The organism is Paenibacillus arenosi (assembly GCF_014841135.1).
GTDB lineage: Bacteria > Bacillota > Bacilli > Paenibacillales > Paenibacillaceae > Paenibacillus_B > Paenibacillus_B arenosi.
In genome coordinates, this window is record NZ_JACYTN010000002.1 from 29,472 (window position 1) to 44,719 (window position 15,248).

A 15,248-nucleotide genomic window follows, 5' to 3' on the forward strand; every position below is an offset into this window, starting at 1 on the left:
AAGTGATGACGCTTCAATCCACCTAACTTCAAATTACTTCTTTTCCATTACTGCGAAATAGCTATTCTCGTCATCAGCAAAGTTGAATACACGGCCACCAGGTAGGCTTACAACATCACCAACGGTAACCCCATTTTCCTTGAAACGATTGTATAACCCCTCTAAATCATCGGTAAATAGCATGATGGAAGGAGTGCCTAAGTTCATATCAGGCTGCATTTCAGCGATCAACTGCTTGTTGTGAAGAACGAAGCTCGTTAGCCCACCTTGCGTCGGTGCTACTTCAATCCAGCGCATTGGGCCTTGACTTTCTTCCGAAACGACGATAAATCCTGCCTTTTCTGTCCAAAACTTCACTGCTTGATCTTGATCATTCACATACAGCATAATTTGTCCAATTTGATTGATCATATTGTACACTCCCTAGAATCGAATAACAGCTATTATACCCATCAGCTACAAGCTTAAGCCGTAGACTATATCAAGTATAACCATGCTATTCAGTATAATCATAATTCAAGATCGCAGACAAGCAGGAATGAATGACGGATTCTGGATGCTGCTTCATTTTCTTCGTTATATAGATACTTTTATTACGCTTAAGCCAATAAGCAGCCTCACAAATGACGTGTAATTACTTAACTAATGACATCTCGTCACTATGTCAAATGACGAATGTGATTGTATATTCACCCTGTAACTATGCAGCGACTGATTGGCCTACAGCCATATCAGCAATCAGAAAGGGTGTATCATTTTGTCCAAAAACGTTCTATTCAAAAACAGTATCATGATGTTAATCGTCATCATGATATCCGGGGTGCTCGCACATACGACCTACTCCTTACTTGGTCCACCTAGCCCGAAGGGAAAAAGCGACCTTATTATTCAAGACGTAACCGTTGTGGACGTGAACTCAGGTAAGCTTACACCAAAACAGTCCATTATCATTACTAGTAACAAGATCGCGCGTATTGATGATACGGCGAATATCGATGTTCCTGACAATGCTCGTATTATTAAAGCTTCCGGTAAATATGTCATTCCTGGCTTGTGGGACATGCACGTTCATATGGAACATTTCATGGATAGTGCGGTTCCTCTTCTATTAGCAAACGGTGTAACAGGCGTCAGAGAAATGGGCACCAGTCTGAATCATGTGAAATTGACGCAAAAGATGCACAACAAAGGTACATTAATGCCACGCATTGCGTATTCGGGAAAGGTCATCAATAAATTCCCGAATGACCAAGTGCCTCCGCATCATTTTAGTTTAAAAACAGAGGCAGAAGCTCGTAAAGCCGTTCAACTATTGAAACAACACAAAGTCGATCATGTCAAAATGTACTCTTATATGCCTGAGAACTTATATACTGCTGTTATCGACGAAGCAAAGAAGCTGAATCTGCCTGTAAGTGGACATTTACCTTTAACGGTACGAGCGGACCAAGCTTCTAACGATGGCATGAGAAGTTTTGAGCATTTACATGGTATGCACATTGCTACAGCATCGCAGAAGTCAGGCATCTTTAACCGTTATCTAAAGGAAGTAGCAGATGGAGCACTCGATAAAGATCATTTGCTCTACTATGATTATGAGATTAAAGCAGCCGAGCAATACAATGCCGAGGAGTCACAAAACCTTTTTGAAATTTTCAAACAAAACGACACCTTCCAAGTCCCAACGCTGGTCACGATGACAAGTACCGTTAAGCCGAGTCCTGATCAACGAATAAAGTATGTTGCACCAGCTATCCAGAAACAATGGCTTGCAGCAATGAAACGGACTCAAAGTAATAAAAGAGAAGTGACGACAGTAAACAAAATGGTGAAGATCAATTCGGACTTGATCCGTAAAATGAATCAAGCTGGCGTTCCTATTATGGCTGGTTCAGATACTACGTACATGATGCCGAACTTGTACTATGGCTTTAGCTTACATGAAGAATTGCAGCTGCTAGTCAAAGCGGGATTGAGTCCCTTGGAAGCTCTTCAATCTGCTACAATCAATCCAGCTCGTTACTTAAACAGTGAGCATAAACAAGGTACGGTAGAGGAAGGAAAACTAGCGGATCTCGTTATTTTGGATGCCAATCCATTGACTGATATTCGCAATACAACTCGTATCCATGCTGTTGTAGTGAACGGACATTTACTAGATCACACTAAGATTAAGAGCATGGTAAAAACATACCCAGTCATAAACGAGTTTTCAAGAAAGAAATAAGAGACTTTGAACCCTTAATCCATTTAAGTCCACAACCTAATTTCAGATGAAATTCCTTTATACAATGATAAAGTTTTATCAAATATATCGGGATTTTAATCAAAAACCTTATCATAAATATAAATGTTCATTTGTAGATATATTTTTCATCCAAAACATAAAAAAACTCCTGACGGTTGTTCAGCCTTCAGGAGTTTTTATGTCCAGATTATGAGGAGATATACTCCTGAACTTACACAATGAAATTACGCGCTAGGCATTGGGGTTGGGGTTGGTGGCGCATAACCTTCTTTATATTTCTTATCGATCTCTGCACGAATATCCGTCAGCGAGGCACCTTCTTTATGCATTTTGGCCGTGATGATCGCCGTTTCGATACATACTCCACAACGAGTGCCATGATCATCCCATACAACAGAGTCCTCGTTTACTTCCTTAATGAAACAGTTTACGTTACTGTTATGCCCAGCACTATCACCGCAACCACAATAGCAAGGTATGTATTCCAATTGTTCGGAAACATTAGCTGCTGTCATGTAAGCCGTACGAACAAGCTCCGGCTGCTCGTCCAAAAACTTTGGCAGTTTCGTCAAGGAAGCGGTTGTTTCCTGCAAGTCCCCATTTGGCGCATGCTGCTGATGACCTTCTTTATGTCCTGCGTTCGAGTTACCAGAGCTGCTAGAATTGCTTGAATTACTGCATCCTGCTAATAGGAGACTACAACCAAGGGCGAATACGCCAGCGAATTTTGCTATTTTATTCATGCAGACACACACACTCCCTTATTAAATATCTACTATTATAGCATGAAAAATTACCCAATCGGATCATTTCTACTGCTTTTCACGTAACGAAACTCCTGCAGGTCTGTTCACGCTGCAGAAGTTCAAATACGTCAGCCTATAAATGATATGTTACTCGGGCTTATTGCCAACCGTCGGATCAGGCGTGTAGTTGCTCTTATAGCCTTTATACATCACATCTGTAACCATCCCATCTGCTGCATGATGCAGATCATGGCAATGGAACATCCAATCTCCAGGATTATCCGCCTCAAATGCAACTACGTATTCCTCACCTGGCTTCACATTCAGCGTATCTTTAATGACAGGAGCCCCTTCAAGCGGCTTACCATTTCGACTCAACACTTGGAAGAAGTGTCCGTGCAAGTGCATCGGATGGTCATCCATCATTGAATTGTTTACAAACGTAACCTTAACCTTCTCCCCCTTATCGACTTTAATTTTATCGGTGTCAGGGAATACTTTGCCGTTAATCGTATACACCATCTTGCCGTCTTTCATTTCGGTATTTAAATCCATTAGAACATCTTGATCGAATTTCTGATCCAATGTGAATTTGGTTTGTGCTTGCTTGCCATAGTTTGTGAGATCGAATGCTGGCAGTTTTTCTTTCGCATTCGATGTGTCGGTTTGAGTCGTGACACCTTCGTACGCAATAACCGTTCTCATATTTTTCACTCTATCATCTGTACCGTGCTCTTCAAGCAGCCAGTTCCCCGGTTTATTGGCTGTAAATTCGATATCATATCGTTCACCAGGCGCAATAGACATGCCTTGATCAGTTATCACAGCAGGGCTATTTACAGGTTGACCGTCTGATGCGATAACCTTGAATTCATGTCCATGAAGATGCATCGTATGCGTAATATAGCCTGCATTAACGAGACGGATTCGCACTTTGTCGCCTTCCTTAACGATAAGCTTATCAATAGCATCACCTGTTTTTCCATTCATCGTATAGACATCGTACATGCTCATATCATGGCCACCCATACTGCCCATGTTCATGTTACTATGATCCATACTTTCGCTTTCTTTTGACTCCGATTGACCGTGACCCATCTGACTGTGGTCCATTCCCTCCATGTCGCCCATATTATGGCCATCACTGCTGGAATCACCCTCAGATTCTTTATTCATGTTCATACTGCCTGAACTCATCCACTCATCCAGCACGAGTGTGTAGTCACGATCGTAGCTTTCATTCGGATCTTCAACGATAAGTGTGCCATATAAACCTTTATCGACCTGATTTACACTGTCTTGATGAGAGTGATACCAATAGGTTCCTGGGACAGTAGCTTTAAACTCATACGTAAATGACTTCCCTGCCACGACCGCATCTTGCGTGACTCCAGGTATACCGTCCATGTCATTAGGAACGGGATAGCCGTGCCAATGAATAGAAACTGGCTCTTCTAATTCATTTTTCAAGTGAATTTTTACAGTATCACCTACTTTAACTCGAATTTCTGGACCAGGTACGGAGTTGTTAAACGTCCATACAGGCAATGTCTTGTCATTGGAAACTTTTAAATGGCTTGCTTGAGCAGTAATCGTGTACTCCTTTCCATCCACGGCAGGCGTAGTTTGAGTTAACTTGTTGTCACCCCATGCTTCCTTAGGCGTAGCTGTAGCTTCAGAGCTTTTTTCCGACTGCTCCATGTTCATGTTTGAATGATCCATGTCTTCATGTTTGTTTGTATCGAAACATCCCGTTAGCACGATGCTAATTGCACCGATGGCTAGAAGAATTTTTAACTTATTTTTCATTCTCTCAACCTCCATCTTTTGCGTTTTGTTTCTAATGTACACAACAATTGTGTGGAAACGATGGAGATATCAAAAAAGCAGGAGTCCGTTACGGTTCCCCTGCTTGTAGCTTTACGTATATTTTTCATGACCTACATCTTATACATCTAATCTATCTATAACCTAACAAATAACTGTACCCAATAGTGAGCATATCTACTAGTAGAATTACCAGGTACATAACCAACGCCTAAATAAGTAAAGTTCGAGCTTAAAATATTTGCACGATGATCGGGACTGTTCATCCATCCAACCATTACTGCTTCCGGTGTTGGATAACCAGCTGCAATATTTTCTCCATACGCACGCCAATCGACTCCGAATCTAGTTAACATTTCTCCGGGCGACCCAAAGGTTGGAGAGTCATGTGAGAAATAGTTATTGTCTCGCATATCAGCCGCTTTAATCGTTGCAATATGTCCTAAATAATCTGTGTAGACCATGTCTGATACTCTATACTCTAACATGACTAGCGGATTAAGGCCTCTACTTGTTCGCTCCTGATTAACCAAACGGAATACTTCATCAGCAAAAGACTGTTTGGCACGAACTCTTTTCTTAATGAGCAATCCTTTCGCATAAAGCATTTTTCGTTTCCGTAACGGATAAGGTCTTGCTCTTCTACATGAGGAAATGGCACGGGCATTCTTCATAGCAGCAGCCTCCCACTATCATTACTAATTACTAGCATGCTCTCCTATATTTCTATGAAGATTTGCTAGTATGGTGTCGGCTGATTCACCCGCTCCCGCTCTTAAAGTAAGGGCTTATTATAAGTAACGTAGATAACTGGATTAGTTATAGACCGCTTCATTTTCTAAATAGTGAGCAAATATACGATGAGGGTTATTTACGCATTTTCATAAAGTTTAGATTTTCGTCCAAGCACAATAATTCATAGATTCATTATGTAAGATAGAACGCTCAAGGAGGATATGAGATGATTAAAAAACAGATTGGTAAACCGTTGCTTCCACGCCCGAGAAACAAAGCTCTTCCAGTTCCACTAAACAAAAAAGGTCCGAAAATCAACGTAATCTTTATGTCTCCTACTGTAAGAAGCTCATTTGATTTAGGAGGAGGATTTCGGCGTCATATCTTTAACGATGTTGAGATTCCAGCCAATGATTATGCAGAAATTAGATTGTTCATCCGTAATAGCAATAGAAATCCTGTAAGTGCTGGTTGGGCCATAGGTGAATTCCATCAAGCCTATGCCGTTGAGAGTTACCCGTTATCGAATACAGTATGGGTAATCACTGTTTATAACGCCACGAGTTTACCTAGATCGGTAACCCCTTATTTAATTACGAAGTCGTAAATTTACTCTATCGTTTAAAATAAATAGTCGCTCTGTCCTGCCCGCGCTCTGCGCGGTTTTTTATATATGTGGTTCTTTCTTCATTTAATTAATAATACATATGATAAAGTTTTTAATTATTTCACGGGTTTATATAAGAAAACATTATCAAAAGCTTATATGTTATCTTGCAATGATACTCATGGAAAGGTTGATATTCACGTGAAGAAGAAAGTTGTGCTCGCATTGGTTACGAATGCGCTCGATTCTACCTTCCATTAAGTCGTAATAGATGTGATCGTCCTTCCCGCTTCCACTTGCTCTTCAATGATTTGCATGATACGCATGACTACAGACTCAGTAGATTGTAACTGCCCATTCGTGTAGACTTCCTGAAAAAGTCCTGCGCAAGAGAACTGAGCTTCATCTTGTTCTCTCGCCATCTTTTGCAGTGTCGTATCGACCATGCCTGGATCGACAGCAACGATCTCCACAGGATACGCTCGATTCGCTTGTTCCGCCCCTACACATTGGGTAAACATATTTAATCCCGCTTTAGCCGTACAATATACGCTCATATCAGGAACAGGATAAATGGCAGATCCAGAAGAGATATTGATAATTTTCTTTCTAGTGCGAAGCTTCTCGGTATGTTGTATAAAGCCAGATGTAAGAAGGATAGGCGCCATCAAACTGATTTGTAGGTTGGATACAATTTCTTCAGGTGTGCACCGATCAATTGGCTTTAGTGGTTCTAGCATAGCGGCATTGTTAATCAGGCAAATCATGTCTGTTTGTGCATCAACTTTAATTCGCTCAAAGATAGAAGTAAATAAGTCGTTAATTTTATCCACTTCTCTTAAGTTGAAATAAGTGTGCGTATAGTTATCGTATGTAGATAGTAGCTGGGATTCTCCCCTTGATATTCCGTATACATAATGACCATCTTCTAGCAAAGAATTTGCTAATGTTTCTCCAATTCCTCTCGAGGTTCCTGTGATGATAAAATAACGAGTTGACATAGCGTGCGTTCCTCCTTTTTGTCTAACCTCTAGATATCTACCATTTTACAAGGTTCATGACTCTACAACGTTTGATTAAAATTACGTCCATACTCTCCACTAGGCTCGCTTTTTCCAGAACCTCCAATAGCATCTACAGCTATAAGGTAAAAGTGCTCCGCAAGATATCGAGCATTGTATATCCACATCATCGATGAGTTATCTGCTGTGCCATGAAAAAGGACCAACGGAGGATTCGACACGTCACCTGCAGTGATAATATGCGTATGACCAAACGAAGTCTGAATGGTTCGCTCAACATAATCGACATTCCAAGCTAGTAACAACCTATCATACGACTCGTAAATAAGCTGCTTGCCAGTGGATGATTTATATCTCTGCAAGGGCATATCCTCCTCATTCAATGGTTTCTTCATCTGTATTTCCAACTAACATGAATTATTTCGATAAAATAGAAGTTAAAATATACTTCATTTCTTAATTATGTTCTTATAAACAATTCCGAATCAGCTGCGCAAGCTTTAAAAGTGTGTATATGTTGTACATCGCTGTATATGGGAAGAGACAAATCGAAATTACCAATGACGACCGTACGGCTGTCCTTCCAGAAAAAATTATAAAAACATTGTTCGCGGCCAATAGAAATGATGAACGGGTGAATCTCATCAATAGTTGTTACTTTGCATAACTCACTATCATCCCTACTATCTCCATCCCCCAAAAGGGGACGTTTGTATACATAAACGGGTTCACTAATTGTTGTCATACATAATTCAAAGAAACTAATATACTTATCTATATGTTTTGCGTTATAATCCTCGTTAATCAAATCCAGACTTTCTTTTTCAGTTAAACATCTCGGAAATACATCTAAAGTTCCTACAAAGTTAAAGTAGTTTTGAGGTGTCTCTACATTCTCTATATCAATTCTCTTAAATAGACGTGTGATTTGGTTCAATTCTTCAATCTTTGCTTTTTTCATAACGATTCAATCCTCTAAAATTTCTCCACTTATACAGTACTCAAGTATTCTTTTTTCTTCTCATCAGCAGGACTACGACATTTCCAACAAGAAAAAATCCAGATAGTAAAGCTGTAAATACGTAAAAGGTCAAATTCGCATGATGTCTATCATCTGATGCAAAATACCACGTAAGAACAGCAGTTGTTAAACAGATAATTCCCAGTGCAATTGTAAATAAAAGCCGATAACTGTTACGTTTACTCATCTGAACTCCTCCATTATTGCACTCCAACATAAAGACTCTATAGTCGTATGATTATCTAGCACCTAGTATGTACTTAGTTATATTTTACCTATATATGCAACCATGTACAACAAGTCATATAGTAAATAGATCACTACAGCTTAGTGTGCAATGCAAATAAGACCCAAACCATGTACAAGCGCTTGGGTTCATAAAAGATATTGATGTCCGCTTCCGTTCCAAGAACGTCAATACTACTCTTTCATAGGTTCACTTCTCCCCACTAAGCCGAAGAAAAATAGATTGATCAGTTGATCGATATTCTCTTCAATATGATCTTGAGTGGATGCTGCATTCACATACCTTTCCAGTACGTTCTTGTACATGTTGAAATAAAACATACTTGTTTCTTCCGATATATCTTGTTTTATAAATCCCTCTTTCTTACCCAGCGCAATAAATCTCATATAGAACGGAATTACTTTCTCCTCACTATACTGCTGCAATTGATTGCCCCATTCATCCATTTCAGCCCCTAAAGGCATCACTGCTGCATCATTAAATAAAACGTTGACGCTTTTCGCTTCCAGCAGCATAATTCGCTTCGTTTTCTCCTGAAATGCTATCTCTGAAGCAAGGATCTGCTCACACAGCTCCAATCGTTTGTCCATCCAATCGATTAACATATCCGCATAGAGCTTTTCTTTCGTTCCAAAGTAATTGTAAATCGTAGCAGGACATACTTTAGCTTTTTTTGCAATTTCCTGTACACTCACTTTTTGAAAACCATGTTTTAAAAATAACGATAACGAAGCGGAATAAATCTGGTCCATTTTCTTCTGCTTACGACGTTCATATCCGTTCATCTGTACCACCTCACAAGAAGTGTAGCTTAAGTTTTAGAGTATATCAATGATATGAGTATAAAACCTATTGCATTTACACACGTTACAGTTATAATCATTTTAGAGTATACATATATAATTACTCTATAATTTGACGAAAAGGAGTGTAGTCAATGAAGAAGCAGCTGCGTATTCCTTCGTTTTTGCATGATGTATTTGGCGAGAAGCAGCATATAGGCTCACTGTTAGCGATACTGCTCTTTGGGGCACTGCTAACAGGGGCTTTATTGTGGAGATTTCCTGAGATGATAGACTCGTTACCCCTGTGGCGCAGCATACTCGCTTGCCTCTTGATCTTCGATATTTTTGCTGGATGCATTGCTAACTTTACAGCCTCGACCAGTAATTTTTATGCGACAAGAAGTAAAAACCGTATCGTATTCATAGGCATACACGTTCATATTGTGCTTGTTGCATTATTACTCGGTGTAAATGTTGAACAATCCATTGCTGTATGGGCATACACGATTATAGGTGCGTTTATCGTTAATTCATTCATCGGAAGACCCTCTCAATTATTTATTGCTGGTATCCTCTTGTCTATTGGGCTCGGTTTATTGCCATTGCTCCCTAACCTACAACCCTATATGTTAACGACTTGTATATTATTTATGATTAAAGTACTGTTCAGCTTCGCCGTCGATCATTATGGCAAACCATTTCACAAAGTTGGTGATAAAGTATGAGTTCTTCTAATCCTATATCCAAGCTGAACCCGTCAGATAAAGCTTCATTCATATCGCTTATGAGCAGCGCGTTTGCTCAAGATCCCATTTTTCTGCATATATTCGGCCATTCTGAGTTCAATGAGCAAGCTCGTCGCCATACCGCTCATTTCTTTTCATTTCTATTTGATAAAAGTGAATGGCTTCATGAAGAAATATGGGGCTATTATGAAAATGGAAAACTGCTTGGAGCCTATATCATTGAGAAGCCAAAGACAAATAAAATACGGCCTATGAGCATTATACGATTGGTTGGAAGACTCATCTCTTTGGCTTACCGCTTACCAATCAGGAAGATTCGACAGCTCAATGATTATATGCGAATCACCCGCTCCATGGCCCCTAGTACTGCTCATCACTATCTGATTATCATAGGAGTTGCTCCAGAGGCTCAGGGTAAAGGAATCGGCAAAGCACTGCTGCAGCATCTATTGCATGATGTAGATTCATCCCCAATCTCGCATGGCGTCGCTCTAGATACAGAAAACATTCACAATATAGTTCTTTATGAAAAGTTCGGATTCATACTCATGCATGAAGCACACCTCGATCATGTACCCATCTACGGTATGTTCCGTCCGAATCAGCAGAACCTAACCTTGTAGTTCCTTTACTCTTTCTAAAATAGCTGCTACGACACCTTTCTTAATTACGTCGATAAATAGCCCTTCGTTAAACCGATCTCCTCTAATGTAGCTAGTCATAAGTTTGCGAAGGGTCTCCATATCAGCGTTCCTAATAGGAATAACAACATCTCTGCTAGTATCCTTATATATCTCATGTTCATTAAGCCAATCGATCCAGTTAAAAACGATCAAGAACCTAGTTTCCGTAAGTGCTTTACGAAACTCCATTATGGTTTCATTCTCACATTCATAACCATTTTTTTGAACCGTGAACGTATTTTGATTTTGAAAATAATCAAGATACATAAGTAATCTGTTAATCTCTGTTTGCGACAAATCGGCATCATGCATAAAGAATTCCCCCTTCTCAAAATAAAAGTCCGTGATTCGATAGAATATGTGTTTATTATAATGCTATCCCGATCTTAACGTGTTAAAATACAAAAAACATGAGGAGATGGATACGATGTTTATACATAAAATTGATGAAGAGTTATCGCTAAAATTAATGGAGATAAAGGATGCAGCAACAATCTATGAACTTGCCGATCGTTCAAGAGATTATCTAAGAGAATGGCTTCCTTGGGTCGATGCAACAACAAGTGTTGAAGATACAAAAGCCTTTATTCAAATGTGTATTACAGGTTTCGCAGAAAATAAAAGCCTTACTACAGCTATTTTATATAAAGGCAAGATTGTTGGCGTTGCTGGATTCAATAGTATTACCGAATCCAACAAAATTGCAGATATCGGTTATTGGCTAGGTGCAGAGTATCAGGGAAATGGAATTATGACTCGTGTAGCTAAAGCATTGACCGATTATGCGTTTAACGAATTAAACCTGAACAAAGTTGAAATTAGAGCAGCCATAGGAAATAACAAAAGCAGAAGCATTCCGGAGCGATTAAACTTTGTACAAGAAGGCTGCATTCGACATGCGGAATGGTTGTATGACCATTATGTAGATCATGTTGTGTATGGCGTGCTTGCGGATGAATGGAATAACTGAGAAGAATAGCATACGTAGATAACACGCCGACGCTCACTACTTATGTTGTTCATCTCTCTGTTATGGAGTAGGATTATTTTCGAATATAATCTCCGAGTGAGACGGCATACTCTAACGAACGCCATTGACGCTATTTTACTGAAATTGTCCAATGTAGAAATGGAACGGTTGTAGGCGAGCTTATTTTATCAAATATGGTGAATGATGTTGCTCACTCTAAGAAATAGGCTCTGTAACAACCGTTACAGTTGAGAATCTACCCAATATACAGAGAATAACCTCTGTGGCGCTCGTTAGTGTAATTGCCACATATACTACGACAGTTACAGTGTGTTACTCAAACTTATTTATTATTTTTCTACAGGAAGAGATATTCTCTTATTGTAGGTTTTAATATAAGTGAAACCCTCCAGCAGCAAGGATTCAGGTTTATCCATTGTGTTAAAGGAAAACGTGTTTTCCCTCATAATATTATTATTCCCCAAATCCCAGGGGCGACTTTCGGAAATCGATGATACTGGAATCACTTTACCACCAGCTGTTACGGTTATAGTATCCCATTTCAGTTTTGTAAATTCTCTTCTAGCTATAACTACATCATAGCCTGTACGGGTCTTGGTTACACTGCGAATCCATAACTTCTCATCGCCTATTTTAATGGACCGATCTGATGGTGAAGCGAGAGAAATGGGCTCTTCTATTTTTTGATAGCCTAAGAAATTTTCAAGCACAAGCTCAATGGAATTTATTCTGTCTGTCGGTAGCATATCAAATTCAAGCTCAAATTCAGGCATTCTACCAGACTTTCCCTTATATTGAACTTCTATTCCATTCACGTAAAGTTTGTATTGGCCATAAGTTCTCGGGTAATCTTCAAATTCATAACGCCCTTTAATAAGGGTTGATGTAGGTGAGGCAGAAATAGAATCATAGTGAATCGTTCCATAATCGACTTCGATGGATTGATCAAGCTCCTGTTTGATAATACTCTTCATCGCTTTATTGGCTTCAAACTTGAAAGAAATCGGATAAAACACTCGCTCGTCATTAATCCATTCATAGAAGGTAACCGTTAATGTTCTAGAAAATGGGCTAACAGGTTCAAATCTAGCCTGTCCCACGAACTGAGACTTGTTCTTACCATCACCGCCACCGTTCCCTTGCGATTTTGAATCTGTCAGGAATCCTTTTAATTTATCGAAGCCATATCGACGAAAATCCTCATCCGTGAACTCAATGCCCACTGGTCGATCCATCGTGTAGTACATGAGAAACACATTATCGTCCGCCATCACACCATTGATAGTAACTACAGTGCCGTCCCTAAGCGTTATACTTTCATCTACCTTTTGACCATATCCTTGTTCTGTTACTTCAGAGAAGCTGAGCGAGCTCCAGTTTGTTTTGAAAAACTTTTCACCATAATAAGCTAATGCAGGGTACTGATAAACTCCAATCACTAATATCAGTACTGCAGCCGCTGATGCGATCCATGACGTGGCTTTCTTTTTGTTTTTCTTTTTATCGGGAACGTTATGAAGTGCATCTCGAAGTCTATTCTCTAGCGCAGTGGGAGCTTGCAACATTTCCAAAGTCTGTTTATGCTCCTTTAACTTCTCCTCGATTGTCTTCATCATGCTCACCTCCGATCATGACTTTCAGCTTTTGTATGCCTTGCGAAATTCTTGATTTGATCGTTCCAAGCGGTGCACCCGTCATATCCGCAATCGTTTGATATGGAAGATCATGAACGTAACGCAGCTCAATTGCTTCCCGCTGCCGTGCATTCAATTGCGATAGCAGTACCTCCATATTCATCTCTGAATCTGTATCACGATAAGGATTATCATCCGTTAACGACGAAAATGAAGAATCGCCTTCATCTCCCACCGGAATCATCCGCTCCTTCTTACGGAGCAAGGTTTTGCATCGATTAACCAAAATCGTTTTGCTCCAGCTGGAAAAGGCTTCTGACTTTTGCAATTGATCAATCTTTTCATATAGTGTAACGATCATGTCCTCCATCGCATCCAACGCATCATGCTCATTTCCCATGTACGAATAGGCAAGACGATAATAAACGTCCTTATCGGCCATGATGAGCTGCAGTAAAGCTTCCTTGTTGCCTTTTTGGGCTTGTCTGACAAGATGGCTTACTCTCATGTTCACTCCCCTTTTCATAGATAAGAGACCGTAGAGGTGACAAAGGTTCATTTTGTATAAAAAATATTCGCATATAAATTAATAAAGCGGCCCCTAAGAGCCGCCTTTATAACTATATAGTAGGACCCGTATTACTTTAAAGTCACTGCGTAAACAAAGAGCTCTTTCTCCCATTTATGAATCGTTTTTTCTACGGTCATGCCGATTCGTTCAGCTACCTTGGCAGATGGGGTGTTATTGATATCAACGAAAGAGATTAGTTTGCTTAATCCAAGCTGCTCAAATCCATATTTCTTGCAAGCCAATGCTGCTTCTGTTGCATATCCATTGCCCCATACACGCCTAGCAAATAAGTAGCCTATCTCCATTTCGACTACACCGTCTAGTTCTTGAGGAACAATGCCGCATTGTCCGAGAAAACCACCCGTTGCTCGATCTTCGACGATCCACATCCCAGTGCCGGATGTATCATAATTGCGCAGCGTCCAATCTACCCATTCGCTCGCCTGCTGCTCATTTTTAGTTGAAGGATAGTATTTCATAGCCTCTGGATCTGAGAAAATTTCCATTAATGCCACAACATCGTCTTTGGTCATCTTTCTTAAGATTAGTCTTTCTGTACTAAGAACGGGATTATTCATGTTTATCCCTCCTATGTATAGCATAGATTCCTATTTTACGTCCCTATTTAGGGCTAGCAATCTGCTTACAGTTGTACAGCATGCTCAAACCGATGTATGCCAAAATCGTCGATTGAAGACTCCAGCAATTGATCCCTCACTGGATATAAATTGGGTGTAAAACGTACTTCTATGTTCATGTTCATCAACCTCTCAAGCCCGTTGTTTATTGCTATCTTATTTATCGGCTTTACGGTTTCATGTGAAATATAATACCCGGCAGTTTCATCAAAAAGGATATATGATTCAGTAGGAAATTCATATCTATACAGAGTAGTATTTATTATTCTTGAGTACCATTGCGTTTCTACGGTAATAATCGTGTTAGCAGCTGTATTGCCGAAAAACTTTGTCTCGTCTTGCGCTTGAACCTGTGGGCTCTTGGTGTAGACGATTCGTGGACAGTTTCTAGGAAAGAAAAACGTAAATTGATGTTCTTCATCAATCGCCCAGACAACAGGCGGCATATTCGTTCGATTTGCTTTTACTCGTGGTTTAAATATTTCAATGTTATCTTCTTCGCTAAAATGAAATAACCGCATGTAGTCCTCCTAAATCATTTTTAAAAGTGTATCCGTTTCCAGCTATCTATAATAGATGGTTACAAAAACATGCCAGTAGATTCTAAAATTTATCTGTTCTCCTTTTACTACACGTGCATTTGATCTGTTTATTATAGCTTTAACTCTGATTTTTGGTAATAAAAAAGAAGAGAGTTGCAACAACTCTCTTCTTCATTCGATTCGATCGATAACCGCCTTTTTTTAT

Annotated in this window: 19 protein-coding genes; 5 read left to right on the forward strand and 14 right to left on the reverse strand. The window is 39.7% G+C overall.

All coding sequences use genetic code 11. The annotated features are described in order from the left end of the window. Positions 1-33: 33 nt before the first annotated feature. Complete coding sequence (locus IFO66_RS03170) at positions 34-411, reverse strand: VOC family protein (protein ID WP_192023755.1); 378 nt, start codon at positions 409-411, stop codon at positions 34-36. A gap of 346 nt (positions 412-757) precedes the next feature. On the opposite strand from IFO66_RS03170, the gene IFO66_RS03175 reads away from it, so the two are divergent. Then, a complete protein-coding gene (locus IFO66_RS03175; protein WP_192023756.1) occupies positions 758-2,227 on the forward strand; it encodes an amidohydrolase family protein in 1,470 nt (489 codons plus the stop codon). A 245-nt stretch (positions 2,228-2,472) separates the two neighbouring features. On the opposite strand, the gene IFO66_RS03180 is transcribed toward IFO66_RS03175, so the two are convergent. The 3 genes from IFO66_RS03180 to IFO66_RS03190 all read right to left on the reverse strand — a co-directional run bounded on the left by IFO66_RS03180 (position 2,473) and on the right by IFO66_RS03190 (position 5,495). After that, positions 2,473-2,991 carry a PCYCGC motif-containing (lipo)protein gene (locus IFO66_RS03180; protein WP_192023757.1) on the reverse strand — a complete coding sequence of 173 codons (519 nt, stop codon included), beginning with the start codon at positions 2,989-2,991 and terminating at the stop codon, positions 2,473-2,475. Positions 2,992-3,141: 150 nt separating this feature from the next. Beyond that, positions 3,142-4,803 (reverse strand): multicopper oxidase family protein, encoded by a 1,662-nt coding sequence (locus IFO66_RS03185; protein ID WP_192023758.1) that lies wholly within the window; start codon positions 4,801-4,803, stop codon positions 3,142-3,144. A 155-nt stretch (positions 4,804-4,958) separates the two neighbouring features. Next, positions 4,959-5,495 (reverse strand): CAP domain-containing protein, encoded by a 537-nt coding sequence (locus IFO66_RS03190; RefSeq protein ID WP_225445474.1) that lies wholly within the window; start codon positions 5,493-5,495, stop codon positions 4,959-4,961. A 287-nt stretch (positions 5,496-5,782) separates the two neighbouring features. On the opposite strand from IFO66_RS03190, the gene IFO66_RS03195 reads away from it, so the two are divergent. Continuing rightward, positions 5,783-6,163 carry a hypothetical protein gene (locus IFO66_RS03195; protein ID WP_192023759.1) on the forward strand — a complete coding sequence of 127 codons (381 nt, stop codon included), beginning with the start codon at positions 5,783-5,785 and terminating at the stop codon, positions 6,161-6,163. 257 nt (positions 6,164-6,420) lie between these two features. Here the strand turns inward: IFO66_RS03195 and IFO66_RS03200 are convergent, their stop codons facing one another. From IFO66_RS03200 to IFO66_RS03220, 5 genes are all read right to left on the reverse strand, one after another. Then, a complete protein-coding gene (locus tag IFO66_RS03200) occupies positions 6,421-7,164 on the reverse strand; it encodes an SDR family NAD(P)-dependent oxidoreductase (protein ID WP_192023760.1) in 744 nt (247 codons plus the stop codon). A gap of 62 nt (positions 7,165-7,226) precedes the next feature. After that, positions 7,227-7,547, reverse strand: a complete 321-nt coding sequence (locus IFO66_RS03205; RefSeq protein ID WP_192023761.1) for an alpha/beta fold hydrolase — start codon at positions 7,545-7,547, stop codon at positions 7,227-7,229. 98 nt (positions 7,548-7,645) lie between these two features. Continuing rightward, the gene (locus IFO66_RS03210) at positions 7,646-8,146 is read right to left on the reverse strand and encodes a hypothetical protein (protein WP_192023762.1); all 501 of its coding nucleotides are present in this window, start codon (positions 8,144-8,146) and stop codon (positions 7,646-7,648) included. A 40-nt stretch (positions 8,147-8,186) separates the two neighbouring features. Continuing rightward, on the reverse strand, positions 8,187-8,393 hold the full coding sequence (locus IFO66_RS03215; RefSeq protein ID WP_192023763.1) for a hypothetical protein: 207 nt from the start codon (positions 8,391-8,393) through the stop codon (positions 8,187-8,189). 233 nt (positions 8,394-8,626) lie between these two features. Further along, the gene (locus tag IFO66_RS03220; RefSeq protein ID WP_192023764.1) at positions 8,627-9,238 is read right to left on the reverse strand and encodes a TetR/AcrR family transcriptional regulator; all 612 of its coding nucleotides are present in this window, start codon (positions 9,236-9,238) and stop codon (positions 8,627-8,629) included. A gap of 152 nt (positions 9,239-9,390) precedes the next feature. On the opposite strand from IFO66_RS03220, the gene IFO66_RS03225 reads away from it, so the two are divergent. Both IFO66_RS03225 and IFO66_RS03230 read left to right on the forward strand, forming a co-directional pair. Beyond that, positions 9,391-9,963, forward strand: a complete 573-nt coding sequence (locus IFO66_RS03225; RefSeq protein WP_192023765.1) for a hypothetical protein — start codon at positions 9,391-9,393, stop codon at positions 9,961-9,963. Beyond that, the gene (locus tag IFO66_RS03230) at positions 9,960-10,607 is read left to right on the forward strand and encodes a GNAT family N-acetyltransferase (RefSeq protein ID WP_192023766.1); all 648 of its coding nucleotides are present in this window, start codon (positions 9,960-9,962) and stop codon (positions 10,605-10,607) included. The genes IFO66_RS03225 and IFO66_RS03230 overlap by 4 nt, the downstream gene beginning before the upstream one ends. Here IFO66_RS03230 and IFO66_RS03235 read toward each other — a convergent pair. Then, on the reverse strand, positions 10,596-10,979 hold the full coding sequence (locus IFO66_RS03235; protein ID WP_192023767.1) for a DUF6508 domain-containing protein: 384 nt from the start codon (positions 10,977-10,979) through the stop codon (positions 10,596-10,598). The genes IFO66_RS03230 and IFO66_RS03235 overlap by 12 nt on opposite strands. A gap of 115 nt (positions 10,980-11,094) precedes the next feature. On the opposite strand from IFO66_RS03235, the gene IFO66_RS03240 reads away from it, so the two are divergent. After that, the gene (locus IFO66_RS03240) at positions 11,095-11,637 is read left to right on the forward strand and encodes a GNAT family N-acetyltransferase (RefSeq protein ID WP_192023768.1); all 543 of its coding nucleotides are present in this window, start codon (positions 11,095-11,097) and stop codon (positions 11,635-11,637) included. 350 nt (positions 11,638-11,987) lie between these two features. Here IFO66_RS03240 and IFO66_RS03245 read toward each other — a convergent pair whose 3' ends face one another. The 4 genes from IFO66_RS03245 to IFO66_RS03260 form a co-directional block, all read right to left on the reverse strand. Beyond that, positions 11,988-13,274 carry a DUF4179 domain-containing protein gene (locus IFO66_RS03245; RefSeq protein WP_337912560.1) on the reverse strand — a complete coding sequence of 429 codons (1,287 nt, stop codon included), beginning with the start codon at positions 13,272-13,274 and terminating at the stop codon, positions 11,988-11,990. Continuing rightward, positions 13,237-13,800: a sigma-70 family RNA polymerase sigma factor gene (locus IFO66_RS03250; RefSeq protein WP_192023769.1), complete on the reverse strand. Its 564-nt coding sequence runs from the start codon at positions 13,798-13,800 to the stop codon at positions 13,237-13,239. The genes IFO66_RS03245 and IFO66_RS03250 overlap by 38 nt, the downstream gene beginning before the upstream one ends. A gap of 131 nt (positions 13,801-13,931) precedes the next feature. After that, positions 13,932-14,441 (reverse strand): GNAT family N-acetyltransferase, encoded by a 510-nt coding sequence (locus tag IFO66_RS03255; protein WP_192023770.1) that lies wholly within the window; start codon positions 14,439-14,441, stop codon positions 13,932-13,934. A gap of 65 nt (positions 14,442-14,506) precedes the next feature. Next, positions 14,507-15,022 carry a DUF6886 family protein gene (locus IFO66_RS03260; RefSeq protein WP_192023771.1) on the reverse strand — a complete coding sequence of 172 codons (516 nt, stop codon included), beginning with the start codon at positions 15,020-15,022 and terminating at the stop codon, positions 14,507-14,509. Positions 15,023-15,248 lie beyond the last annotated feature (226 nt).